This window comes from Streptomyces incarnatus (assembly GCF_001027185.1).
GTDB classification, from domain to species: Bacteria; Actinomycetota; Actinomycetes; order Streptomycetales; family Streptomycetaceae; genus Streptomyces; species Streptomyces puniciscabiei.
Window position 1 is genome coordinate 121,655 of the sequence record NZ_CP011498.1, and the last position, 26,689, is coordinate 148,343.

Annotated in this window: 9 protein-coding genes and 1 pseudogene; 8 read left to right on the plus strand and 2 right to left on the minus strand. The window is 73.4% G+C overall.

Translation table 11 applies throughout. The features are described from left to right. Positions 1-59: 59 nt before the first annotated feature. The 7 genes and pseudogenes from ABB07_RS39875 to ABB07_RS39905 form a co-directional block, all read left to right on the plus strand. Positions 60-5,591: pseudogene (locus ABB07_RS39875) on the plus strand (type I polyketide synthase); the annotation flags it as partial. Between the two features lie 9 nt (positions 5,592-5,600). After that, the gene (locus ABB07_RS39880) at positions 5,601-12,185 is read left to right on the plus strand and encodes a type I polyketide synthase (RefSeq protein WP_208903937.1); all 6,585 of its coding nucleotides are present in this window, start codon (positions 5,601-5,603) and stop codon (positions 12,183-12,185) included. A gap of 5 nt (positions 12,186-12,190) precedes the next feature. Continuing rightward, a complete protein-coding gene (locus ABB07_RS39885; protein ID WP_208903938.1) occupies positions 12,191-15,301 on the plus strand; it encodes a type I polyketide synthase in 3,111 nt (1,036 codons plus the stop codon). A gap of 207 nt (positions 15,302-15,508) precedes the next feature. Beyond that, complete coding sequence (locus ABB07_RS39890; protein ID WP_244189850.1) at positions 15,509-18,673, plus strand: non-ribosomal peptide synthetase; 3,165 nt, start codon at positions 15,509-15,511, stop codon at positions 18,671-18,673. A 110-nt stretch (positions 18,674-18,783) separates the two neighbouring features. Further along, on the plus strand, positions 18,784-20,142 hold the full coding sequence (ccrA, locus tag ABB07_RS39895) for a crotonyl-CoA carboxylase/reductase (RefSeq protein ID WP_208903939.1): 1,359 nt from the start codon (positions 18,784-18,786) through the stop codon (positions 20,140-20,142). 1 nt (position 20,143) lies between these two features. Beyond that, positions 20,144-21,133 (plus strand): 3-oxoacyl-ACP synthase III family protein, encoded by a 990-nt coding sequence (locus ABB07_RS39900; protein WP_208903940.1) that lies wholly within the window; start codon positions 20,144-20,146, stop codon positions 21,131-21,133. Further along, a complete protein-coding gene (locus ABB07_RS39905) occupies positions 21,130-22,014 on the plus strand; it encodes a 3-hydroxybutyryl-CoA dehydrogenase (protein WP_208903941.1) in 885 nt (294 codons plus the stop codon). Before ABB07_RS39900 ends, ABB07_RS39905 begins: the two co-directional genes overlap by 4 nt. A 67-nt stretch (positions 22,015-22,081) precedes the next feature. On the opposite strand, the gene ABB07_RS39910 is transcribed toward ABB07_RS39905, so the two are convergent. Together ABB07_RS39910 and ABB07_RS39915 are read right to left on the minus strand one after the other, a co-directional pair. After that, complete coding sequence (locus ABB07_RS39910; protein WP_208903942.1) at positions 22,082-22,840, minus strand: thioesterase II family protein; 759 nt, start codon at positions 22,838-22,840, stop codon at positions 22,082-22,084. Positions 22,841-22,922: 82 nt separating this feature from the next. Next, entirely contained in the window at positions 22,923-24,422 is a 1,500-nt protein-coding gene (locus ABB07_RS39915; RefSeq protein ID WP_208903997.1) for an FAD-dependent monooxygenase, read from the minus strand. 532 nt (positions 24,423-24,954) lie between these two features. On the opposite strand from ABB07_RS39915, the gene ABB07_RS39920 reads away from it, so the two are divergent. After that, positions 24,955-26,532: an acyl-CoA carboxylase subunit beta gene (locus tag ABB07_RS39920; RefSeq protein WP_208903943.1), complete on the plus strand. Its 1,578-nt coding sequence runs from the start codon at positions 24,955-24,957 to the stop codon at positions 26,530-26,532. Positions 26,533-26,689 lie beyond the last annotated feature (157 nt).

Sequence of the window (26,689 nt, forward strand, 5' to 3'; positions counted from 1 at the left end):
CTTCTTAACAACCTTTGGGGGAGGCCCTGGTGGAGGATGTCGACAAGCTCCGGTCCTACTTGCGGCGTGCCGTCGGCGACGCGCAGGAACTGCGCGAGCGGGTCCGCGAGTTGGAGGAGTCCGCGCGCGAGCCCGTCGCCGTCGTGGGTGTGGGGTGTCGCTTCCCGGGCGGGGTGACGTCCCCCGAAGGACTGTGGTCGGTCGTGGCCGACGGCGTGGACGCGATGGGCGACTTCCCGCAGGACCGCGGATGGGACGTGGAGGGCCTCTACGACCCCGACCCCGAGGCGCACGGAAAGACGTACACGCGCACGGGCGGCTTCCTCCCCGACCTCCCGGACTTCGACGCGCAGTTCTTCGGCATCAGCCCGCGCGAGGCGCTGGCGATGGACCCGCAGCAGCGGCTGATGCTGGAGACCTCGTGGGAGGCGCTGGAACGGGCGGGCATCGACCCGGCCGGCCTGCGGGGTTCGGCGACCGGGGTGTTCACCGGCATCTACGGCGTCGACTACGGCCCGCGGGTGGGCGGCGGCGCAGCCGGCGAAGTGGAGGGTTTCCAGCTCACCGGCAACTACCTCAGCGTGGCCTCGGGCCGGGTGGCGTACGTGCTGGGTCTTCACGGCCCGGCGGTGTCGACGGACACCGCGTGCTCGGCGTCGCTCGTCGCCGTCCACCAGGCCGTGCGGTCCCTGCGGTCCGGGGAGTGCACGCTGGCACTGGCCGGCGGGGTGGCGGCGCTGCCGACTCCGGGGATGCTCGTGGAACTCGCCCGGCAGCGGGGTCTGTCGGAGGACGGGCGGTGCAAGGCGTTCGCGGACGCGGCGGACGGCACCGGCTTCTCCGAGGGCGCGGGCGTGCTGGTCCTGGAGCGGCTCTCCGACGCCCTGCGCAACGGGCGCCGCATCTGGGCGGTGATCCGCGGTTCGGCGATCAACCAGGACGGGGCGTCCAACGGGCTCAGCGCGCCGAACCCCCTGGCGCAGCAGCGGGTCATCCGGGCCGCCTTGGCCGACGCAGGCCTCGCGACCGGCGATGTGGACGTGGTGGAGGCGCACGGCACCGGTACCAAGCTGGGCGACCCCATGGAGGCGGAGGCCCTGCTGGCCACCTACGGTCAGGGCCGGGACGGTCGAGACCCGCTGTGGCTGGGGTCGCTGAAGTCGAACATCGGCCACACCCAGGCGGCCGCGGGTGTCGGCGGCATCATCAAGATGATCATGGCGATGCGGCACGGAGTGCTGCCCAAGACGCTGCACGTGGACCGTCCCTCGACCCACGTGGACTGGTCGGCCGGTGCGGTCGAGCTGCTGACCGAGGCCAGGGAGTGGACCACCGAGGCGGGCCGGCCCCGGCGCGCGGGCGTGTCGTCCTTCGGCATCAGCGGCACCAACGCGCACCTGATCCTCGAGCAGGCACCCGACGCCCGCGCGCGGGAGGACGCCCCAGCTCCCGAGGCCGCGGACCGCGCCACCGGCCAGGTGTCCACCGACACCGCCGGCGCGGTGCCGTGGGTGCTGTCGGCCAAGTCGGAGCATGCGCTGCGGGAACAGGCGGCGCGCTTGCGGGAGTTCGTGGCCGCCGACGCGGACCTGCCGGCCGAAGACGTGGGGCACGCGCTGGTGACGACGCGATCGCTGTTCGACCACCGCCAGGTGGTGATCGGCGCCGACCGCGACGAACTGCTCGCCGCCCTGGCCGCCGTCGCGGCAGGTGACACCTCCGGCCTCGCCGGTGCGGTGTCCGGCGTCGCCGGGCCGGTGGGCAGGACGGTGTTCGTCTTCCCGGGCCAGGGCGGACAGTGGGCCGCGATGGGCCGGGAGCTGTGGGAGACCTCCCCGGTCTTCGCCGAGGAACTGCGCGCCTGCGCGAAGGCGCTCCAGCCGTGGGTGTCCTGGTCGCTGATCGACACCGTGTGCGGAGGGCCCGAGGCGGCGGACCTGGAGGACATCGACGTCGTCCAGCCGGTGCTGTTCGCGGTGATGGTGTCGCTGGCCCGGGTGTGGCGTGCGCTCGGGGTGACACCGGATGTGGTGATCGGCCACTCCCAGGGCGAGATCGCCGCGGCCTACGTCGCGGGCGCCCTGACCCTCGAGGACGCGGCCAAGATCGTGGCCCTGCGGTCCCGGCTGCTGGCCACGGTCGCCGGACAGGGCAGCATGGCCGGGATCCTGCTGCCCGAGGACCGCGTGCGGGAACTGATCCAGGGGCAGGAGTCGCGGATCGGGATCGCCGCGGTGAACGGGGCGAACTCGACGACGGTCTCCGGCGAGACCGGCGCGGTCGAGGCGCTGGTCGCCGCCTGCCAGGCCGAGGGCGCCCGCGCCCGGCTGATCAAGTCCAGCGTGCCCGGCCACTCACCGCTGATGGACCGGTTCGACGGCCGGCTCCAGGAGGAACTGGGCCGCATCACCCCGCTGCCCTCGCCGGTGGCGATCTACTCGACGGTGACCGGCGACCTGATCGACCCCCTGGCGCTCGACACCGCCTACTGGTACCGCAACCTGCGCGAACCGGTCCAGTTCGCGGCCGCCATGAGCCGCCTGGTGGAGCGGGAGCGGGGCGGCGCGGTCGTCGAGCTCAGCCCGCACCCGCTGCTGGTGATGAACATCCAGGAGATGTTCGACACCACCCCCGGTGCCACCGGGTTCGTGGTGGGTTCGCTGCGCCGCGACGAGGGCGGCCTCGACCGGCTGTACCGGTCGGCGGCCGAGGCCTTCGTGGCGGGCCTCGCGGTGTCGTGGGAGGCGGCGTTCCCGGACAGCGGCGGCCGGTGGGCCGAGCTGCCGACGTACGCCTTCCAGCGGCAGCGCTACTGGCTGAACACCCCCGCCGAGACCACCACCGCGAGCACGTCCGACCACCCGCTGCTCGACGCCGTGATCGAGCTGCCCGGTGACGGCGGGCGCGGCGGAGTCGTGGGCAGCGGGCGCCTGTCCCTGGAGCGCCACCCGTGGCTCGCCGGGCATGTGGTCCACGGCGCCGTCCTGGTGCCCGCGACGGTGCTGGCCGAGCTGGCGGTGTGGGCGGCGGACAAGGCGGGCTGCGACGCGGTCGAGGAACTCACCCTGGAGACACCGCTGGTGCTGCCCCGCACGGCCGACCGCGAGATCCGCGTCGTCGTCGACGGCACGCGCGCGATCAGCGTGCACTCGCGCGGCGCGGGCGAGGACGAGTGGACACGGAACGCCGTCGGCGTCGTCGGATCCGGCACCGCGGCGACCGGCGGGGCGGAGGGCCTCGCCGCGTGGCCGCCCGCGGGCGCGGCCGGCGTGCCCTTCGAGGACGAGTACACCAGGCTGTCCGCCCTCGGGTTCGACAACGGGCCCCTGTTCCGGGGCCTGAAGCAGGTGTGGCGCCAGGGCGAGACCCTGTACGCCGAGGTGGAGCTGCCCGCGTCCGACGGCGCCGACCAGGGCCGGTTCCGCATCCACCCGGCGCTGCTGCACGCCGCGTTGCTCCCGGTCGGCCTCGGCCGGTTCGTCGACACCGCCCGGCCCGAGGGCTGGCTGCCGGCGCGGTGGACGGGCCTGCGCATCGGCTCCGCCCGGCCGGACGTGCTCCGCGTCCGGCTCGCCCCCGCCGGCGACGACGCGCTGTCCGTGACCCTCGCGGACGCCGGCGGAGCACCCGTCGGCGGCGTCGCATCGCTGAGCCTGCGGCCCGCGGACGTCGAGCAGCTGACCGAGCTGAGCTTCGACCACCAGGACTCGCTGTTCCGGGTGGACTGGGTCCCCCTCACGGTCGCGTCCGCTCCGGCCACCCACCGGTACGCGGTGCTGGGCGGATCCGACGCCGTCACCGCATCCCTGGGCCAGGACCGGGCGGTCTTCACCGACCTCGGCGAACTCGCCGCCCTGGACGGGGAGATACCCCCGCTCGTCATCGCCGGCATCGAGCGCGCGGACGGCGCCGACACACCCGCCGACGCCGAGCGGAACCTTCACCGTGTGCTGCGCTGGACGCGGACCTGGCTCTCCGGCGAACGGTTCCGCGACTCCCGCCTGGTCGTCGTGACGCGGGACGCGTGCCACGACGAGCAGGTGCCGCACCCCGACCCCGCGGCTGCCGCGATCTGGGGATTCCTGCGCACCGCGCAGACCGAGAACCCGGGCCGGTTCACGCTCGTGGACACCGACGACCAAGCGGCCTCGTGGGCCCTGGTCCCGGCCGCGGCGGCCACCGGGGAGGCCCAGCTCAAGATCCGGGCCGGCCGGGTGAGCACACCTCAACTGGTCCGTGCCACGGGCGCGTCCGGCGGGGTACCGGACGCCCTCGGCTCCGGTTCGGTGCTGATCACCGGCGGTACCGGCGGCCTGGGCGCGATGCTGGCCCGGCACCTCGTCGCCCGGCACGGGGTGCGCCGGCTGGTGCTGACCAGCAGGCGTGGGGCCGAGGCTCCGGCGGCGGCCGCGCTGCGCGAGGAGCTGACCGGGGCCGGGGCGCACGTCGACATCGTGGCCTGCGACGTGACGAGCCGCGAGTCCGTCGCCGAACTGATCGCCCAGGTGCCGTCCGAGCACCCGCTGACCGCGGTGATCCACTGCGCGGGCGTGCTGGACGACGGCGTCGTGGAGGCCCTGACCGAGGACCGCCTGGACGCGGTGCTCGCGCCGAAGGTGCGCGGAGCCTGGCACCTGCACGAGCTGACCCGGCAGCTGGACCTGTCCGCGTTCGTGCTGTTCTCCTCGGTCGCGAGCGTGCTCGGCTTCGCGGGGCAGGCCAACTACGCGGCGGCCAACGCCTTCCTCAACGGCCTCGCGGAAGCCCGCCGGGCCGAGGGACTGGCGGCCCGCGCACTGGCCTGGGGCTTCTGGGCGGAGCGCAGCGAGATGAGCGCCGGCCTCACCGACGTGGACGTGGCCCGCATGCGGCAGCAGGGCGTGCAGCCGCTGTCGTCGCAGGAGGGGCTCGCGCTCTTCGACTCGGCGGTTTCGGTGGACGAGCCGGTGCTCGTCCCGGTGCGGCTGAACCTGACGGCGCTCGGCGCGCTGGCCTCGCCGCTGCTGCGCACGCCGGCCGGCCCGTCCGCCGGTGCCGGTGGCCAGGCCTCCACCGACCTCTCTCTCGCGCAGGCGCTGACGTCGCTGCCGCCGGAGGAGGCGGAGGCGGCCCTGCTCGACGCCGTACGCACGCAGACCGCGCTCGTGCTCGGGCACGCCGACACCGGACGGATCGGCCCCGCCGCGACGTTCAAGACGCTCGGCATCGATTCGCTCACGGCGCTGGAGCTGCGGAACAAGCTCGCGGCGGTGACCGGCCTGAAGCTGCCCGCCACGCTCGTGTTCGACCACCCGAACCCGGCCGCCCTCGCCCAGTTCCTGGCCGCGCGCATCATCCCCGACCCCGCTGCCGGCCCGCAGTCCCCGGCCGGTCACCTGGTCCGGGAGATCGAAGGACTGGGCGCCCGGCTCGAGGAGGCGTTCCTCGGGCTCGCACAGGACGACCAGGCCACCATTTCCAGTCTGCTCGGCGAACTGCAGGGCCGAGTCCGTTCGATGGCGAGCGCCGGGGCACCGGCCGGCCTCGCCGACCAGATCAGTTCGGCCTCGGCGGGAGAGCTTCTCGCGCTGCTGGACAAAGAGCTCGGCTAGGGGAGAACGATGACCAACGACAACAACGCCGACGTTCTCGACTACCTCAAGCGGACGTCGATCGAGCTGATCGAGACACGAAAGCGCCTGCAGGAGCTGACGGACGCCGCTGCCGAGCCCATCGCGATCGTCGGCGTCGGCTGCCGGTATCCCGGAGGAGCGGCCTCCCCGGAGGAGCTGTGGGAGCTGGTGCGGGCGGGCGCGGACGTCGTGTCGGACTTCCCCGACGACCGCAACTGGGACCTGGAGTACGACCCGGACCCCGACCGGCCCGGCACCTGCTACACGCGCAAGGGCGGATTCCTCTACGACGCGGGCGACTTCGACGCCGAGTTCTTCGGGATCAGCCCGCGCGAGGCGCTGTCCGCCGACCCGCAGCAGCGGCTGCTCCTGGAGACCTCGTGGGAGTCCCTGGAACGGGCCGGCATCGACCCGGAGAGCCTGCGCGGCAGCGACACCGGCGTGTTCGCCGGTCTCGCCTACTTCGGATACGGCAACCACTTCGCCACCCCCGAGGCCATCGCGGGCTACGCGCAGATCGGTTCCCTGCTGAGCGTGGCGTCCGGGCGCGTGGCGTACACCCTGGGTCTGGAGGGCCCGGCGGTGTCGACCGAGACCGCGTGTTCGTCGTCGCTGGTGGCGGTGCACCAGGCCGTGCAGTCGCTGCGGCAGGGCGAATGCGGCCTCGCCCTGGCCGGCGGTGTCACCGTCGTCGGGATGCCGCAGGTCTTCCGGGAGATGTCGCGGCAGCGGGGCCTGTCGGCGGACGGCCGGTGCAAGGCGTTCGCGGACGCGGCCGACGGCACCGGCTTCGCCGAGGGCGTCGGCGTGCTGGTCCTGGAGCGGCTGTCGGACGCGCGGCGCAACGGCCGTCGTGTCTGGGCGGTGATCCGCGGCTCGGCGATCAACCAGGACGGCGCGTCCAACGGGCTGACCGCGCCGAGCGGTCCGGCGCAGCAGCGCGTGATCCGGGCGGCGCTGGCGAACGCCCGGCTGCAGCCGGGCGAGGTCGACGCGGTGGAGGCGCACGGCACCGGCACGACGCTGGGCGACCCCATCGAGGCGGGTGCCCTGCTGGCCACCTACGGGCAGGACAGGGACCCGGGCAGCCCGCTGTGGCTGGGGTCGCTGAAGTCGAACATCGGTCACACCCAGGCCGCGGCCGGGGTCGGCGGCATCATCAAGATGATCATGGCGATGCGGCACGGGGTGCTGCCGAAGACCCTGCACGTGGATCGTCCCTCGACGCACGTCGACTGGTCGGCCGGGGCGGTGGAGCTGCTGACCGAGGCCCGGGAGTGGACCACCGAGGCGGGCCGGCCCCGGCGGGCGGCCGTCTCCGCCTTCGGGGTCAGCGGCACCAACGCGCACGTGATCCTGGAGGAGGCCCCGCCCGAGGAGCAGCCGGACGAGCGCGGCCCGGACGCGGGCGTCGTCGGCGGCCTGGTGCCGTGGGTGGTGTCGGGCAGGAGCGCGCAGGCGCTGCAGCGGCAGGCGGGCAGGCTGCGCGACTTCCTCGCCGCCGGTGCGGACCTGGACCTCGCCGACGCCGGCTGGTCGCTGGTGTCGAGCCGGTCGCGGTTCGAGCACCGCGCGGTGGTCCTCGGCCACGACCGGGACGAACTGCTGAGCGCCCTGGCGGCGCTGAGCGACGGCGAGGAGTCCGCCGCGGTGGTCCGCGGCGTCGCCGGGGAACCGGGCGGATCGGTCTTCATGTTCCCGGGCCAGGGCACCCCATGGGCCGGTGTGGCACGGAAGTTGTACGACACCTACCCCGTCTTCGCGCAGAGCCTCGACGACACCTGCGAACGCTTCGATGCGCACCTGCCCTTCGCGCTCAAGCCGTTGCTCCTCGCCGACGAGCTCGAACCCGCGCAGCGCGAGCGCACGGACATCGCCCAGCCGGCGCTGTTCACCCTGCAGGTCGGCCTGTACCGGCTCCTGGCGCAGTACTGCCCGCGCCCCGACCACCTGATCGGCCACTCCGTCGGCGAGATCGCCGCCGCCCACGTGTCCGGGGTCTTCGACCTGGACACCGCGACCAGGCTCGTGGCCGCGCGCGGACGGACCATGCAGACGGTCACCGAGCCCGGCGCCATGCTGGCCGTACGCGCCTCGGAAGCCCGGCTGAGCGCGTTGCTCGGCGCGTACGACCGCGTCGGCGTCGCCGCCGTCAACGGCCCGGAGTCGGTCGTCGTCTCGGGCCTGCGCGACCAGGTCCACGCGATCCGCGACCGGCTCGTCGCCGAGGGCATCTCGGCGAAGCTGCTCGCGGTCGACCACGCGTTCCACTCCCCGCTCATGGACCCGATCCTCGACGAGTTCGCGGCATCGCTCACCGCGTTCCCCGCGGGCGGGATGTCGATCCCGATCGTCTCGACCAGGCTGGGCCGCGAGGTCACGCTCCAGGAGCTGACGACCGTCGAGTACTGGGTGAACCACGTCCGTGAACCCGTTCGCTTCCACGACGCGGTGGAGTGCGCCCGCGCGGCCGGCGGACGCGTCTTCCTGGAGGTGGGGCCGGGAGCGACGCTCGCGAGCATCACCCAGGAGGCCTTCGCCGGTGAGGGCGTGCACGACGCGGTGGCCCTGTCGGCGTCGCGGCGGGACCGCACCGGGCCGCAGGCGCTGACCGGCGCGCTGGCCCACCTGCACGTCCGGGGCGTAGCCGTGGACTGGGACGCCCTGTTCGGGACGCGCCGGCGGGTGGACCTGCCGACGTACGCGTTCCAGCGGCAGCGGTACTGGCTGGACCTCCGGGCCGGCACGGAGTCGGCGGACGTCGCCTCCGCCGGTATCTCGGCCCCGGACCACCCGCTCCTCGGCGCCGCGGTGGACCACCCCGGCACCGGCGAGGTGGTCTTCACCGGCCTGTGGTCCCTGCGGACCCATGGCTGGCTGGCCGATCACGCCGTGTTCGGCGCGGTCGTCGTACCGGCGACGGCCCACCTGGACCTGGCGCTGTCGGCCGGCGACCACGTCGGCTGCGGCGCGGTCGAGGAACTCACCCTGGAAGTCCCCCTGATCATCCCCGACGCGGGCGACGTGCAGGTGCGGGTCGTCGTCGGCGCGGCGGACGAGACGGGACGCCGCTCCCTGGACGTGTACTCGCGCCCCGCCGAGGACGGTCCGGCGGCGGGCGGCTGGACCCGCCACGCGATGGGGAACCTGGCACCGGGCACACCGCCGAAGCCCGCGGGGGACGACGGCACGCCCGCGCTCGCCGCGTGGCCACCGGCCGGGGCCCGGCGGCTCGGCACCGACACCCTCTACGACGACTTCGCGGACGCGGGCTTCGACTACGGCCCGGCGTTCCGCGGGCTGCGCGAGGTCTGGCAGCGGGGCGAGGACCTCTTCGCCCTCGCCACGCTCCCGGACACCGCCGAGGACCCGGCCGGCGGCGCCTTCGCGCTGCACCCGGCCCTGATGGACACCGTCCTGCACGCGGCGATCGCCGGCGGGGTCATCGAGGTGACGGGCGAGCAGGGCCGGATGCCCTTCTCGTGGTCCGGCGTGGAACTGGCCGGCAGGTGCGGCCCGACCGTGCGGGTCCGCCTCTCCCCGGCCGGCGACGATGCCGTGTCGCTGGCGGTCGCCGACGAGCAGGGCCGCACGATCGCCTCCGTCGAGGCGCTGACGTTCCGGCCGGCCAGTGCCGAGCAGGTGCGCTCGGCACGCGGCGGGCAGGAGCGGCCGCTGTACGAGGTGCGGTGGCGGCCGGTCAAGGAGGGCGAGCGGGAGACCCGCCGCGGGCCGTGGAGCGTCCTCGGCGCGCGCGGCGGCCTGGCCGCCCGGCTCGCCGGAGCGGGCGACGGCAGCGCCGTGCTGCACACGTCCCTGGACGAGGTCCTCGCCGGACAGGCGCCCCGGCACATCGTCCTGTGCCTGGACGACTTCGCCGCCGCCGGCCCCGGCCTGCTCGCCGCGGTCGGCGACACCGACCAGCGCGTACTGGACTGGGTGCAGAGGTTCCTCGCCGAGGAACCCCTCGCCGCGGCCACCCTGGTGGTGCTCACCCGCCGGGCCGTCGGCACCGGTGCGGGGGAGGGCGTCGAAAGCCTCCCCGGCGCGTCCGTGTGGGGCCTGATCCGGTCCGCCCAGACCGAGCACCCCGGCAGGTTCCGGCTGGTGGACATCGACGACGCCGAGACGTCCCTCGCGCGCTTCCCGGACGCGCTCGCCCTCGACGAAACCCAACTCGCGCTGCGCGAGGGCGCGTTGCTCGTGCCCCGCCTGGCACCGGCCGCACCCGAGGAGCAGCGGCTCCAGCCGCCGGCGGCCGGCCCGCACCGGCTCGGCATCCCGGACAAGGGGACCCTGGAGAACCTGACCTGGGTCCCGTGCCCCGAGGTCGAAGCTCCCCTGACCAGCGGTCAGGTCCGCATCGCCGTGCAGGCCGCGGGCCTCAACTTCCGTGACGTCACGATCGCGCTGGGACTCGTGGACAAGACCGCCATCGACGCCGGGCTCGGCAGTGAGGGCGCCGGCATCGTCCTCGAGGTGGCGGACGACGTGCCGGATCTGGCGCCGGGCGACCGGGTGATGGGCATCTTCACCGGCGCCTTCGGCCGCACGGCCGTGGCGGACCACCGCATGCTCATGCCCGTCCCCGACGGGTGGAGCTACGCCGAGGCGGCGTCCGTGCCGTGCACCTTCCTCACCGCCTACCACGGGCTCTTCCGCGTGGCGGACCTCAAGAAGGGGCAGCGGATCCTGATCCACGCCGCGGCGGGCGGCGTCGGGATGGCCGCCGTCCAGCTCGCCCGGCACGCCGGCGCCGAGATCTACGCCACCGCGAGCCCGGCCAAGTGGCCCGTGCTGCGCGGCCTGGGACTGGACGAGGCACACCTGGCGTCCTCGCGCGACCTTCAGTTCGCCGAGAAGTTCCGCGACTCCTCCGGCGGCCGCGGCGTGGACGTCGTACTGAACTCCCTCGCGCACCGGTTTGTCGACGCCTCGCTGACGCTGCTGCCGGACGGCGGACACTTCGTCGAGATGGGCAAGACGGACATCCGCGACCCCCGTCGGGTGGCGGCCGACCACCCCGGAGTCGACTACGAGGCCTTCGACCTCTACGAGGCGGGCCCGGACGCCATCCACGAGATGTTCCGGGCCGTCATGGACCTGTTCGCCGACGGGCGGCTGCGGCTGAACCCGGTCTCCCTGCGCGACATCCGCGACGCACGCCGGACCTTCCGCGAGATGAGCCAGGGCCGCCACGTCGGCAAGCTGGTCCTCGAGGTCGGCGACGGCCTCGGCGGCGGCACCGTGCTGGTCACCGGCGGCACCGGGGGAGTGGGCTCGCTCGTGGCACGGCACCTCGTCGCCGAACACGGTGTACGGAGCCTGCTGCTGGCGAGCCGCAGCGGAGAGGCGGCCGACGGGGTGCCCGAGCTGGTCGCGGACCTGCGGGGCGCCGGAGCGGTCGTACGGGTCGTGCAGTGCGACGTCGCGGACCGGGCCGCCGTGGCGGACCTGCTCGCGGACCTGCCCGGCCGCTACCCGCTGACCGCGGTCGTGCACGCGGCGGGTGTGCTCGCGGACGGCACCGTGGAGTCGCTGACCGCGCAGAGCGTCGACCACGTGCTGCGCGCCAAGGCAGGCGGCGCCATCAACCTGCACGAGCTGACCCGCGACCACACCCTGTCGGCGTTCATCCAGTTCTCCGCCCTCGCGGGCACCCTTGGCAACGCCGGACAGGCCAACTACGCCGCCGCCAACGCCTTCCTGGACGGTCTGGCGGCGCAGCGCAGGGCAGCCGGCCTGCCCGGCACCTCCCTGTGCTGGGGCTGGTGGGAGGAGAGCAGCGGCATGACCGGGGAGCTGGACCGGGCCGACCTGAACCGGCTGCGGCGGACGGGCATCGCCGCGATGCCGACCCCCGAGGCGCTGGCCCTGTTCGACGCGGCGTGCGCGAGCGGCAAGCCGGTCCTCGTCCCGGCCCGGCTGGACCTCGCCGCGCTGCGCGACAAGAGCGGCGCCGAACTGCCGCCGCTGCTGCGCGACCTCGTCGACGGCGGCCGGCCGCGCCGCGCCACGGCGGGCACGGCCAAGGCCGGCGGCGCGCAGGACCTGGCCGCGAAACTGGCCGCCCTGCCGGCGGACGAGGCACGGGCCGCCGCCCTGGACTGGGTCCGCGAGCAGGCCGCCGTCGTGCTCGGCCACCCGTCGGGGACGGCCGTGGACATCGACCAGCCGTTCACCCTGCTCGGATTCGACTCGCTGACCGCGGTCGAACTGTGCAACCGCCTGTCCGCCGCGACCGGACTGCGCCTGCCCTCCACCCTCGTCTTCAGCTACCCGACGCCACGCGAGCTGAGCGAGCACCTGTGCGGCCTGCTGCGTCCGGAACCGGACCCCGTCCCGGCCGAGGACGCCGGGGAGGCCGAGGACGCCGGGATCCGGGAGCTGCTGCGGACCGTCCCGATCGACAGGCTGCGCAGCGCGGGCGTCCTGGACGCGGTCCTGGCGTGCGCCGAGGCGCCCGGGCCGAGCGGCGCCGCACCGCTCGCGGACGCGGACGCCGACGCGGAACAACTGTCGGACCTGGACCTGGACGCACTGGTCGACCTGGCTCTGGGTGAGAAGGGGTAAGTGACATGACCAACTCCGCAGATCGCACCGCGGACGGCACGGACCGGGTCCAGCGGGCCCTCCGCACGCTCATCGAGGAGCGCGACCGCCTCCGGCAGGAGAACGACGCCCTGAAGCACGGCCGCGGCGAGCCGATCGCCGTGGTGGCCATGGCGTGCCGCTACCCGGGAGGCGTCTCGACGCCCGAGGACCTGTGGGACGTGGTCCGCGAAGGCCGGGACGTCGTCGGGGACTTCCCGCAGGACCGCGGGTGGCGGGACGTGTACGACCCGGACCCCGCCGCCGCCGGCAAGGCGTACACGCGTCAGGGCGGGTTCCTGGCCGACGTCGCCGGTTTTGACGCGGACTTCTTCCACCTCAGCCCGCGTGAGGCGCTGGCCGTCGACCCGCACCACCGCCTGCTGCTGGAGACCTCCTGGGAGGTCTTCGAGCGGGCCGGCATCGTCCCCGCCGACGTGCGCGGGTCCGAGGTCGGCGTCTTCTCCGGGGTCAGCTCGTCCGAGTACGGGTGGCGCTTCCTGGAGGGCGGCCAGAAGGATCTGGAGGGCTACTTCCTGTACGGCAGCGCGCTGAGCGTCGCCTCCGGCCGGGTGGCCTACGAGCTGGGGCTGACCGGGCCGGCGGTGTCGGTGGACACCGCGTGCTCGTCGTCCCTGGTGGCCCTGCACATGGCGGTGCAGTCGCTGCGCTCGGGGGAGTGCTCGCTCGCGCTGGCGGGCGGGGCGCTGGTGATGGCGACGCCCGCGATGTTCGTGGAGTTCTCCCGGCAGGAGGCCCTGTCGCCCGACGGCCGGTGCAAGGCCTTCGCGGACGGGGCCGACGGCACCGGCTGGGCCGAGGGGGTCGGTGTGCTGCTCCTCGAGCGGCTGTCCGACGCCCGGCGCAACGGCCACCCGGTGCTCGCCGTCGTGCGCGGCAGCGCGGTCAACCAGGACGGGGCCAGCAACGGGCTGACCGCCCCCAACGGCCGTGCCCAGGAGAAGGTGATCCGCAAGGCACTGGCGAACGCGGGCGTCTCGCCCTCCGAGGTGGACCTGGTCGAGGCCCACGGCACCGGAACCGCGCTGGGGGACCCCATCGAGGCGGGCGCCCTGCTGGCGACCTACGGCAAGGACCGGGCCGGGGACCGGCCGCTCTGGCTGGGCTCCCTGAAGTCGAACATGGGGCACGCCCAGGCCGCCGCCGGGGTCGCCGGGGTCATCAAGGCCGTGCAGGCCATGCGCCACGGATACCTGCCGAAGACCCTGCACGTGGACACGCCCTCGCAGCACGTCGACTGGTCCTCCGGCGCGGTCGAGATCCTGGTGGAGGGACGTGACTGGCCCCGTACGGACGGTCCGCGGCGGGCCGGGGTGTCCTCGTTCGGGGTCAGCGGCACCAACGCGCACGTGATCCTGGAGGAGGCCCCGCCCGAGGAGCAGCCGGACGAGCGCGGCCCGGACGCGGGCGTCGTCGGCGGCCTGGTGCCCTGGGTGGTGTCGGGCAAGCGGGCCAAGGCCCTTGAGCAGCAGGCCGGCAGGCTGCGCGACTTCCTCGCCGCCGGTGCGGACCTGGACCTCGCCGACGCCGGCTGGTCGCTGGTGTCGAGCCGGTCGCGGTTCGACCACCGCGCGGTGGTGCTGGGGCGCGGCCGTGACGAGCTGCTGGGCGGCCTGGCGTCGCTCAGCGAGGGGGCGGACTCCGCCGCGGTGGTCCGCGGTGTCGCCGGGAACCTCGGTGGCGTCGCCTTCGTGTTCCCCGGGCAGGGCTCGCAGTGGGTCGGCATGGGCCGCCAGTTGTACGACGCCTTCCCGGTCTTCGCGCGGTCCCTCGACGCGTGCGCGGACGCACTCGCCGAGTGGGTCGACTGGTCGCTGCTCGACGTGGTGCGCGGCGTGGCGGGGGCGCCGACCTTCGACCGGGTGGACGTGGTGCAGCCGGCGCTGTTCTCCGTGATGGTGTCCCTGGCCGCCCTGTGGCGGTCCTGGGGCGTGGAACCGGCCGCGGTGGTGGGCCACAGCCAGGGCGAGATCGCCGCCGCCCACGTCTGCGGCGCGCTGTCCCTGCGGGACGCCGCCAAGATCGTGGCACTGCGCAGCAAGGCCCTGATCGCGCTCAAGGGGCTCGGCGGGATGGCCTCGGTCGCGGAGTCCGCCGAGGTGGTGGCGGAGCGGCTGGCTCCGTGGAGCGACCGGGTCAGCGTCGCCGTGGTCAACGGACCCCGTTCCGTGGTGGTGTCCGGGGAACCGGACGCACTCGACGAATTCGTCGAGAAGATGAAGGCCGACGGCGCCCAGGCGCGGCGCATACCGGTCGACTACGCCTCCCATTCCCACCAGGTGACCCGCGTCCGCGACCAGGTGATCGGCGCGCTGTCCGACGTGGCTCCGAAGTCGTCGGCGCTGCCCCTGTATTCGACGCTGTACGGCGAAGTCGTCGACACCGCCCGGCTGAACGCCGACTACTGGTACGACAACCTGCGCGAAAAGGTCCTCTTCGAGACGTCCGTCCGGCAGCTGGCCGAGGACGGGTTCCGGGTGTTCATCGAGATGAGCCCGCATCCTGTGCTGAACGTCCCGGTGCAGGAGATCGTCGAGGACGTGGACGACGCGCTGGTCCTGTCGTCGTCGCGGCGGGACCGCGACGAGGTGGAGTCCGTGCTCGGCTCGCTGGCCCAGCTGTACGTGCGGGGCGGGTCCGTCGACTGGGACGCCCTGTTCGGCACGCGCCGGCGGGTGGACCTGCCGACGTACGCGTTCCAGCGGCAGCGGTACTGGCTGAACTCCGCGCCCACCGCGGCGGTGGCGGCCGAGGCCTCCGCGACGGAGCCGCCCGCGGACGACGACCAGGTCGTCCCGCTGCCGGAGAGGGTCCGCGCGCTTCCCGACGACGAGGCGCGCACACTCGTCCTCGACCACGTCCTCGAGAAGGCCGCCGTCGTGCTCGGACACCCCTCCAGCGCGTCCATCGACCCCGACGAGAAGTTCTGGGAGATCGGATTCGACTCCATGCTGTCGATGGAGCTCAGCAAACGCCTGAGCGCGTCGACCGGACTGAAACTGAGGGCGAACCTGGTGCTCCGGCACCCGACCGCGCGACTCATCGCCGGGCACATCGTGTCCCTGATGGCCGCGTAGGAATGTCCCGCCGGCGGGACACCGCAAGGGCGGCAGCGGCCTGTCCCGCCGGGCACCAAGTTGTCTTGAACGGCTGCCCCACCCCCCGGACCATGGTGGGTGACCTGCGAATTCCTCCGGTGTCCCGGTTTGTTTGTCGAGGGGTTGATCTCTGTGCGTTCATTCGGTGCGTCGTCTGCGCATAAAGGCATGTGGCGGGCGCAGCACATGGCTCCCGACACGCCGAACCATGCGCTGACCATGTGGGATGTGGACGGCGAGCTGGACGCGGCGGTCATCCGGTCCGCGTTCCTGCACGTCATGGCCGAGGCGGAGGTGCTGCGCGTCAACTTCGCCGACGACGGCGGCGGACTGCGCCTCATCCCCCGGGAACTGGGGGACTGGCAGCCGTTCTCCCTCGACCTCAGCGCCGAGGCCGACCCCGAGCAGGCGGCGCGCGAGGCCCTGGCCGACCTGGTGCGCCGGCCGTTCGACCTGGAGCGGGACCTGCTGTTCCGGCTCGGTGTGGTCAAACTCGCGCCGGCCCGCTCACTGCTGGTGATCGCCTACCACCACCTCATCTCGGACGGGTTCGGCGCCGGCGGCCTGCTGTCGAAGCGCCTCGCCGAGGTGTACACGGCCCTGGTGCGCGGGGAGCGGGTACCGGAACTGCCGCACTCCTGGGACGCCGAGTCGTTCGCGACCGAGGCGACGGAGTACCTCGCCTCCCCGAAGTTCACCGAGGACTCGGAGTTCTGGCGCCAGTACCTGACCGACGCGCCCCCGCCCGCGCAGGTGCCGCGCGTCGCCCTGTCCGACGCGCAGCGCTCGGCGCTGTCCGAACCGCTGAGCAGCGCCGACCGCTGGTCGGAGGTGGCCGAGACCATCGGCATGGTGAGCCGCACGCTGACCGTGCCGCGCGCCGAGGCGGACGTGTGGACCGACACCGCGCAGTCCATGGGCCTGTGGATGTCGCAGATGCTCACCGCGGCCACGGCGGTGTACCTGCGGCACCGCTGCGACCGGCCGGAGTTCCTCCTCTCGCTGGCCGTGGGCAACCGGGTCGGCGTGGCGAGCCGGACGCCCGGCCTGGCGGTGAACGTGGTGCCGGTGCGGGTGAGGATCGGCCTCGGCGCGACCTTCACCGAGGTCGCCGACGCGCTCGTCGAGGAGACGTACGAGCTCTTCGACCACACCGCCTGCCACTACTCGGACATCCAGCGCGCGGCCGGCACGGTCCTGAGCGGCCGCGGCAGTTACGGCGCCGTCGTCAACGTCGTCGAGTTCGTGGAGCAGCTCCGCTTCGGCGACAGCCCGGCGCGCTACTCGGGCGCGACGACCGGCACGTTCGAGGAGCTGTCGATCGGCGTCTACACCGACGGCAGCCCCGACAGCGACCTGTTCATCCGGCTCGACGCCCCCGCGAGCCTGTACCACCGCGCCGAACTGCGCTTCATCGGCGAGGAACTGATCGCGCACATCCGTGCCGTGGTGGCCGCCGGCGCCCAGCCGGTCGGTGCGCTGGACGTGGTCAGCGGTGCCGAGCGGCACCAGGTGCTGACGGAGCCGAACGACACGCACGCGCCGCTTCCGGGACTGACGGTTCCCCAGCTGTTCGCCCGCCAGGTGGAGCGGGACCCCGACGCCGTCGCGCTGGTCTCCGGCGATGTCACGCTCTCCTACCGGGAGTTGGACGAGCGCTCCAGCCGGCTGGCCGGCGCGCTGCGCCGACGGCACGTCGGACCCGAGACGGTCGTTGCCGTGGCGCTGCCCCGCTCGGTGGACCTCGCCGTCGCCCTGCTGGGCGTGGTGAAGGCGGGCGGAGCCTACCTGCCCCTCGACCCGGCGGCGCCGGCGAACCTGCTGGGGTCACGGATCGCCGAGACCTCGGCGCGCGCCCTGCTCACCGACGCCGCGACCGCCGCACAGCTCTCCGCCGGCCTGGACGTCCCGGCGCTCGTCCTCGACGACGTCGCTGCGGAGACCGCCGACGGCGACGCCGCCTGGGACGCCTCCCTCCCGGCGCACCAGGACAGCCTGCTGGCCGTGGTGTACGACTCCGCGACGGCCGGCGCGGCCACCGCGGTCGCCGTGACGCACCGGAACATGGAGCGGTTCGTCCTGGACCGCCGCTGGCAGCAGACCGGCCACCGCACCGTGCTGTGGCACACGCCGCACACCTCCGACGCGCTGGCCCTCGAGGTGTGGGTGCCCCTGCTGGGCGGCGGCCGGGTGGTCGTGGCCCCCGCCGGGGAATTCGGCGCCGACACGCTGACCGAGGCGCGCGCGGCACACGAGATCTCCACGGTGTGGCTGCCGGCCGGCCTGTTCTCGGCGATCGCGGCCGAGCGCCCCGAGACCCTCGCCGGGCTGCGCGAGGTGTGGACCGGCGGCGACCGGGTGTCCGCGGCCGCGCTGCGCCGGGTCCGCCAGGCCTGCCCCGAGCTCACCCTCGTCCACGGCCACGGCCTGGCGGAGTCGACCGTGTTCGCCGCATGCCACCGCCTGGCCGCGGACGAGCCGGTGCGCCACGCGGGCACCGTCGGCCGCCCGATGGACAACACCGCCCTCTACGTCCTGGGCCCCGGCCTGACGCCGGTCCCCGTCGGCGTGACCGGAGAGCTGTACGTGACCGGGCCCGGTGTGGTGCGCGGATACGCGGGGCGGCCCGCACCGACCGCGGAGCGCTTCGTCCCCTGCCCGTTCGGTCCGGCCGGAAGGGTCATGTACCGGACCGGGGACCGGGTGCGCTGGGGCACCGACGGCCGGCTGGAGTACGTGGCCCGGGCCGACGCCCAGGCGGACGTACGGGGAGTGCGGGTCGAGCTGGCCGAGGTCGAGGAGGTGCTGTCCGAGCACGCCGGGCTCGCGCAGGCGGTCGTGGTCGTCCGGGAGGACGGCTCCGGGCAGCAGCGCCTGGTGGCCTATGTCGTCCCCGCGGGCGGCCGGGCCGTCTCGGCCGACGAGCTGCGCCGGTTCGCCGCGGGGTGGCTGCCGGAGTCCATGGTGCCGTCGGTGTTCACGGTCCTCGAACGCCTGCCGGTGACGGCCAGCGGGCGGGTGGACCGGGCGGCGCTGCCGGCGCCCGAGGTCGACGAGCGCGCCTACCGGGCACCGCGCAACGACACCGAGCGGATCCTGGCCAAGGCGTTCGCCGAGGTGCTGGAGGTGGACCGGGTCGGCATCGACGAGGACTTCTTCGACCTCGGCGGCAACTCGCTGCGGGCGATCCGGCTGGTCGGCCTGATCCGGGCGGAGCTGAAGCAGGAGGTGTCCATCCGCAGGCTCTTCGCGGCGCGCACCGTCATCGGCCTGTCGGACATGCTGAAGGACCTCGGCCGGTCCAGCAGGCCGAGCCTGCGCAGGCGGACGAAGGAGGGCGCGGTCCTCTGACCGCCGTCCACCGCTCAACCACCCCCCAGGCCGAGGGGCTTGGGTCTCTGGTCCCAGTCAGCAGCGGTTTTCGCTTCTTTCCGGTGGCACTGCAAAGGAGAAAGGGAGTCATGGATTCCTTGACGGAAGCCCTGCTGTCCGGGGCCGGCCCGGAAGAGATCGGGCGACACGAACTTCCCTCGGAGTACGAGGCCGCGCACCTGCTGGCCTCCGACCTCGGCATGTTCGACGGCGTGGAGGACAAGGACGTCCGCAAGTCGCTGCACGTCGGGCCGGTTCCGATGCCGGACATCGCGCCCGACGAGGTGGTCGTCGCCGTCATGGCGAGCTCCATCAACTACAACACCGTGTGGTCGGCGACGTTCGAGCCGGTGCCCACGTTCGAGTTCCTCAAGCGCTATGCCCGCCAGGGCGGGTACGCCGCCCGGCACGACCTGCCGCACCAGGTGGTGGGGTCGGACGCGGCCGGCGTCGTCGTACGGGTCGGGGCCGGGGTACGGCACTGGAAGGCGGGCGACCACGTGGTCGTCAGCTGTGTCCAGGTCGACGACCAGGAACCCGCGACGCACGCCGACGCGATGCTCGGCTCCGGGCAGCGGATCTGGGGCTACGAGACGAACTTCGGCGGACTCGCCCACTACACGGTGGTGCGCGCCAGCCAGCTGCTGCCCAAACCGGCGCATCTGACCTGGGAGGAGTCGGCGGGTGTCCTGCTGACCGCGGCGACCTCGTACCGGATGCTGGTCGGCGACAACGGCGCGCGGATCAAGCAGGGCGACATCGTGCTCGTCTGGGGTGCGACGGGCGGACTCGGCGCGTTCGCGGTGCAGATGGTGAAGAACGCGGGCGGCATCGCCGTCGGCGTGGTCAGCTCCGAGCGCAAGGCCGAGGTGCTGCGCCGGCTCGGCTGCGATGTCGTGATCAACCGGGCTGAGATCGGCATGGGCGGGGACGAAGCGCTCACCCCGGAGCGGACGATCGAACTGGGCAAGCGGCTCGGCCGGGAGATCCGGCGGCAGGTCGGCGAGGACCCGCATGTCGTGTTCGACTACGTCGGGCGGGCGACGTTCGGGATCTCGGTGTTCGTCGTGCGCAAGGGCGGCACGGTCGTCACCTGCGGATCCAGCACGGGCTACGACCACCACTTCGACAACCGCTACCTCTGGATGAACCTCAAGCGCATCGTGGGCAGCCACGCCGCCAACCTCCAGGAGCAGGCGGAGTGCAACCGGCTGTTCCAGCTCGGACACCTCTCCCCCATCCTCTCCGAGGTCTTCCCGCTGAAGGAGGTCGGCGAGGCCGCACGCCTGGTGCAGACGAACAGGCACACCGGAAAGGTCGGCGTGCTCTGCCTCGCGCCCGAGGAGGGACTCGGCGTCACCGACCCCGCACTGCGGGAGAGGATCGGGGCCGCGCGGCTCAACCCCCTGCGCGGGGCCGGTACGGCCGATTCCGCAGAGGGGTCATGACATGGGGATCGGCATCCTCTCCACCGGCTCCTACCTGCCCAAGCACGAGGTGGGCAACGAGGAGGTCGCCGAGCGCGTCGGCGTCACCGCCGAGTGGATCGAACGCAAGACACAGATCCGGTCGCGGCGCTACGCGGCCGACCACGAGGCGACGTCCGACCTGGCGGTGAAGGCCGCCGAACGCGCACTCGCCCAGGCGGAGCTGACCGCCGACCGGATCGACTACATCATCGTCTCCACCTCCACCGGGGACTTCCCGCAGCCGCCCACCTCGTACCTGGTGCAGCACGGCCTGGGCGCCTACGGCGCGGCCTGCTTCGACGTCAACGTCGTGTGCAGCGGCTTCGTCTACGCGCTGGCGCTGGCCCACAGCCTGGTGACCGTGCGCCCGCAGGCCCGGGTGCTGGTGATCGGCGCGGACGTGTACTCGCGGATCCTGGACTTCACCGACCGCAGGACCGCGGTCCTGTTCGCCGACGGCGCCGGGGCCGCGGTCGTCGGCGCGGTGCCGGAGCCGTACGGGATCATCGCGACCGACCTGGCCAGCCGCGGCGACGCGCACCACCTGATCCGGGTCGAGGCCGGCGGCAGCCGCAGGCCGGCGTCGGCGGCGACCCTCGCCGAGGGCGGCCACTTCTTCAGGATGGACGGCCGCGGCGTACGGGACTTCGTCGCCGAGCACGTGCCGCCGGCGCTGCTCGCGCTGGCCCGCAGGGCCGGCGTGGACATCGGCGCGGTCGACCACTTCATACCGCACCAGGCCAACGGCGTGATGCTCGGCGAGGTCGTCGAGCGCACCGGGCTGGGCGCCGCGCGGACGCACCGCACCCTGATCAGGTACGGCAACGTCGGCAGCGCCTCGGTGCCGGTCGCACTCGACGAGGCCCACCGCACGGGCGCGCTGTCGCCGGGCGACCTGGTGCTGCTCGCCGGGTTCGGCGGCGGCATGTCGATCGGAGCATCACTTCTGACCTGGGGGGCCCACGCATGACCACGTCCACGCACGAAGCCGGTGCGGGCATCGACCGGGTGGGTGTCGTCGGCAGCGGCATCATGGGCACCGGCATCGCGGAACTGTGCGCGAAGGCCGGGCTGGACGTCACGGTCGCGGTGTTCTCCGAGTCCTCGCTGGTGACGGCGCCCCAGCGGCTCGCCGCGTCCCTCGACCGGGGCGTGGCCAAGGGCAAGCTGACCGCCGAGGAGCGCGACGCGGCGCTGGGCCGGGTGTCGTACACCCGTGACCTCGCCGAGCTGGCGGACCGCCGGCTGGTGATCGAGGCGGTCAAGGAGGACGAGCGGCTCAAGGTGGACCTGTTCGCCACCCTCGACAAGATCGTCGAGGACCCGGACGCGATCCTCGCGACCAACACGTCCTCGATCCCGGTCGTACGGCTCGCCGCCGCGACCCGCCGCCCGGGCCAGGTGCTCGGCATGCACTTCTTCAACCCGGTGCCGGCGCTGCCGCTCGTCGAGATCGTCGCCTCGGTGCTGACGGACGAGACGGTGAGCGAGCGGGCCCTGGTCTTCGTCCGCGACGTTCTCGGCAAGAAGCCGATCGCCTCGCCGGACCGGGCCGGTTTCCTCGTCAACGCGCTGCTGTTCCCGTATCTGCTGTCCGCCGTCCGGATGGTCGAGTCGGGCCTGGCGCCGGCCGAGGTCGTCGACCAGGGCATGGAGCAGGGCTGTTCGCACCCGATGGGCCCGCTGCGGCTCGCCGACCTCATCGGCCTGGACACGACCGTGGCCATCGCGCAGGCGATGTACGAGGAGTTCAAGGAGCCGCTGTACGCGCCCCCGCCGCTGCTGCTGCGCATGGTCGAGGGCGGCCTGCTGGGAAGGAAGTCCGGCCGCGGCTTCTACACGTACGCCTGAGGGACGCAAACGAGGGGCCCGGCCGACCAGGAACGGTCGGCCGGGCCCCCTCGCCGCAGGAGTCCGGTCAGGAGACGGCGGCCTGGGTGAGCAGCCCCTCGGTGACGGCCGCGGCGACCCCGTCGAGGTGGTCGAAGAGGTAGAAGTGGCCGCCGGAGAACACCTTCACCTCGAAGTCGCCGGTGGTGTACGCCCGCCAGGTGTGGGCATCCTCGACCGTCGTCATCGGGTCGCTGTCCCCGGTCAGGGCGGTCACCGCGACGGCGAGCGGCTCACCCCCGCGCCAGCCGTACGTGCCGAGGGCCTTGTAGTCGGCCCGCAGCGCCGGCAGCACCAGCTCCAGGAGGTCGGGGTCCTCGAGCATGGCCTGGTCGGTGCCGCCCAGCCTGCGCACGTCGGCCAGCACATCGGCGTCGTCGAAGAGGGCGTAGGCGACCGAGTCGGTCTCCGGGCCGCCCCGCCCGGAGAGGAACAGCCGCTCGGGGCCGGGCAGTTCGCCCCGGGCGAGCAGCCGTGCCGTCTCGAACGCGACGAGCGCGCCCATGCTGTGGCCGAACAGGGCGTACGGCCGTCCCGGGTCCGCGGCCAGTTCGCGGGTCAGCTCCTCGGCCACCGCCTCGACGAGCGGGGCCAGGGCCGTGAACGGCTCTTCGGCGTAGCGGTCCTGGCGCCCCGGGTACTGCACGCACACCACGTCGAAGTTGGCGGGCAGCCGGTGCGCCAGGTCCTTGAACGCCGTCGCGGAGCCCCCCGCGTGCGGGAAGCACACGAGCCGCGGCCCGTCCCCCGAAGCCGTGGTGAAGCGTCGGAACCACGTGCTGTTCACTGTCGGTGTGTCCCTTCGTCGGTGCCGGACGACCGGCCCCCGCTCGTGAGGGGACCGGTCGTCCGTTCGTCTGGGGCGTGTCTCAGCCCTGGAGGGCGGGGCCGAACCAGGTGGTGAGCGCGGTGATGAGTGAGGGGGTGTGGGGGGTGGTGTCGTCGGTGGCCCAGGCGACGTGGCCGTCGGGGCGGATGAGCAGGGCGCCGGGGGCGGGGATGTCGCCGATGGCGGGGACCGTCCAGTGGTCGTCCTCGCCGCGCGCCTCGACCAGGTCCACACGGTCGGCCCAGCCCTTGGCGGCGGCCGCCACCTCGGCGCTGCCGCACAGGTCGAGCAGGACGGGCCGGCCGGCGTGCAGCAGCTCGTGGACACGGCCGGCGCCGTCCGGCGCGTCGAGGTCGGCGTCGGGGACGCGGCGGCCCACCAGCGGGTGGTCGCCGTCGAGCGGGTAGCGGATGTCGAGGGCGTTGAGCAGGTGGCGCAGGTACTGGTTGACCTCGTCGAAGACCATCAGTGAACCGAAGACCTCGCGCAGCGCGTCGGTCTGGGGGCCCGGCCGGACCAGCGCGGACTGGGCGCGCGTGTTGTGCAGGACGCGTTCGGCGACGGGGTGGCGTTCGGTGTGGTACGTGTCCAGCAGACTCTCGGGCGCCTGGCCGCGGATCACGCCGGCGAGCTTCCAGCCGAGGTTGACCGCGTCCTGGATGCCCATGTTCAGGCCCTGACCGCCGGCGGGGAAGTGGATGTGCGCGGCGTCGCCGGCGAGGAGGATCCGGCCCGCCCGGTACTGGGCGGCCTGGCGCGCGGCGTCGTTGAAGCGGGAGATCCAGCGGGGGTTGCGGATGCCGAAGTCCGTGCCGGCGACCTTGGTGAGGGACTCCTTCAGCCGTTCGAAGGTGACGGGTTCGTCGCGGTCCACGACGTGGTCGTACTCGGAGGTGATGACCCGGTGCCAGCCGGGTTCGAAGGCGATGGCCGAGTAGTCGCCGTGGGGGGTGCGCCGTACCCAGACGTAGTCCTCGGGCAGGCCGGGGAGTTCGACGTCGCCGATGAGGGCGGTCATGGTCGCTTCGGTGCCGGGGAAGTCGATGCCCGCCAGTTTGCGGACGGTGCTGCGTCCGCCGTCGCAGCCGACGAGGTAGCGGGCACGCAGCGTCGCGGGTGCGGTCCCGCCCGTGTCCAGCTCGACGGTCACCCCGCCCTCGTCCTGGTGGACCCCGCGCACCTCGGACGAGCGTCGTACCCCTACGCCGAGCTCGGCGGCCCACTCCTCCAGCAGCCGCTCGATGGCGGACTGCAGGATCATCAGCGGGTAGGGGTGCCGGGACTCGGACTCGTCGAAGTCGAGGTAGAGGCCGGAGAAGTGGCCCACCGGCTGCAGTTCGCCCTCGGCGAGGAAGCGGTCCAGGATGCCGCGCTGGTCCAGGACCTCCAGGGTGCGGGAGTGGATCCCGCCGGCGCGGGACTCGCCCGACCGCTCGGCGAGCTTCTCGACCACGGTCACGTCGACGCCGGCCAGGCGCAGTTCGCAGGCGAGCATCAGGCCCGTGGGCCCGGCGCCCGCGATCACCACGTCCGTGTCCATGCGGGTGTCTCCCACGTCGTTCCCCTTCGTTCCACTGAGCCTCTGACGTCGTTGCACCAACTCCACGTTCCGGCACGTGGATCAGCCGTTCAAGACAACTCGGTCCGCACGGCAGCCGCCCCTGTCCGACTCGCCTTGTCCCGCCGGCGGGACCGGCTTACGGGCGGACCCCACGCCCGCCGTCGGCGCGCCGAGGCAGGCCACGGCCGGCGAGCCGGCCGCGGGCACGCAATGGCCCGCCGGTGCCCCTCGGGGGATGGTGGGGGCGCCAGCGGGCGGTTCGGGGCTCCGCGAGGGCTCATGGCCGTCGCACCGGAGCTCACGACTCGAGAGCATCCCCGCGCGCGCTCGACGGATGCTCGGGCGGCGGTGGAGAGCCGGTGCGGCCGGAGCCGTCGTCGTCCAGCGCTCCAACCGCCTTCGAGTGGCATGGCGGAGGCTGGCCGTCGGTTCATCACGCCGGACGGTTCATCACGCCGGACGGCTCATCACGCCGGACGGTTCCATCACGACGGCCGGAGAGGGGAAACCCATGACCGCCCTGGACGACATGCCGGTCGGGCAGCAGCGCGGAACGGTCGCCGAACTCGAGGCCATACGTGACGCCATGCGCCGAGGGCCCAGCGACAAGGCCACCGAGGCGCAGCACGCCAAGGGCAAGCTCACCGCCCGGGAGCGGCTCCAGCTCCTCTTCGACGACGGCCGGTTCACCGAGGTCGAGGGGTTGCGCAGGCACCGGGCGAGCGGCTTCGGCCTGGAGGACAGGCGCCCCTGGACCGACGGCGTGGTCACCGGCTGGGGCCGGGTGTTCGGGCGTACCGTCTTCGCGTACGCCCATGACTTCAGGATCTTCGGCGGCTCCCTCGGCGAGGCGCACGCCGAGAAGATCCACAAGATCATGGACATGGCCGCCACGGCCGGGGCCCCGCTCGTGGGCCTGTGCGACGGCGCCGGGGCGCGCATCCAGGAGGGCGTGACCGCGCTCGCCGGGTACGGCGGGATCTTCCAGCGCAACGTCCGCAACTCCGGGGTCATCCCGCAGATCAGCGTCATGATGGGCCCCTGCGCGGGCGGGGCGGCCTACTCCCCGGCGCTGACCGACTTCGTGTTCATGGTGCGCGGCACCTCGCAGATGTTCATCACGGGTCCGGACGTGGTGCAGGCCGTCACCGGAGAGCGGATCGGCCCCGACGAGCTGGGCGGCGCCGACGCCCACACCACCGTCTCCGGAGTCGCCCACTTCGCCTACGACGACGAGGAGAGCTGCCTCGCCGACGTCCGCTACCTGCTGTCCTTCCTGCCCGCCAACAACCGTGAGATGCCGCCGCCGGAACCCTGCGCCGACCGGCCCGACCGGCTCACCCCGGCCCTGCTCGACCTGGTGCCGGCCGACGAGAAGCGCGCGTACGACGTGCGCGAGGTCATCGAGGAACTCGTCGACGCCGGGGACTTCTTCGAGGTGCACGAGGCATGGGCCCCCAACGTGGTGTGCGCCCTGGCCCGGCTGGACGGCCATGTCGTCGGCATCGTCGCCAACCAGCCCGCCGCGCTCGCCGGCGTCCTCGACATCAAGGGCAGTGAGAAGGCGGCCCGCTTCGTGCAGATGTGCGACTCCTTCAACATCCCACTCGTGACGCTGGTGGACGTGCCGGGATTCCTGCCCGGCGTGGACCAGGAGCACGGCGGCATCATCCGGCACGGCGCGAAACTCCTCTACGCCTACTGCAACGCGACGGTTCCCCGCGTCCAGCTGATCCTGCGCAAGGCCTACGGCGGCGCGTACATCGTCATGGACTCGCGGTCCATCGGCTCCGACGTGTCGCTGGCCTGGCCCGGCAACGAGATCGCGGTGATGGGGGCGGAGGGTGCCGCGAACGTCGTCTTCCGGCGCGAGATCGCGGCCGCGGCCGATCCCGAGTCCGCCCGCGAGCAGCACATCAAGGAGTACCGGGACCAGCTCATGCACCCGTACTACGCCGCCGAACGCGGCCTGGTCGACGACGTCATCGACCCCGCCGAGACCCGGATCAGGCTGATCGACGCGCTCGCCGTGCTGCGCACCAAGTACGTGGCGCAGCCCTCCCGCAAGCACGGGAACCAGCCCCAGTGATCTGCGGGCCCGGCGCGACACCCCATGGCGCCGGGTGGCGCCGCTTGGCGTTATCTGGTGCCATATGGTGCCACTCGGCGCTCGCAAAGCTCCGCCAGCGCGCTTGCCACCGCCGGGACCGAGGTCGTCATCTCGGTGTTTCCGCAGGTAGAGCGGC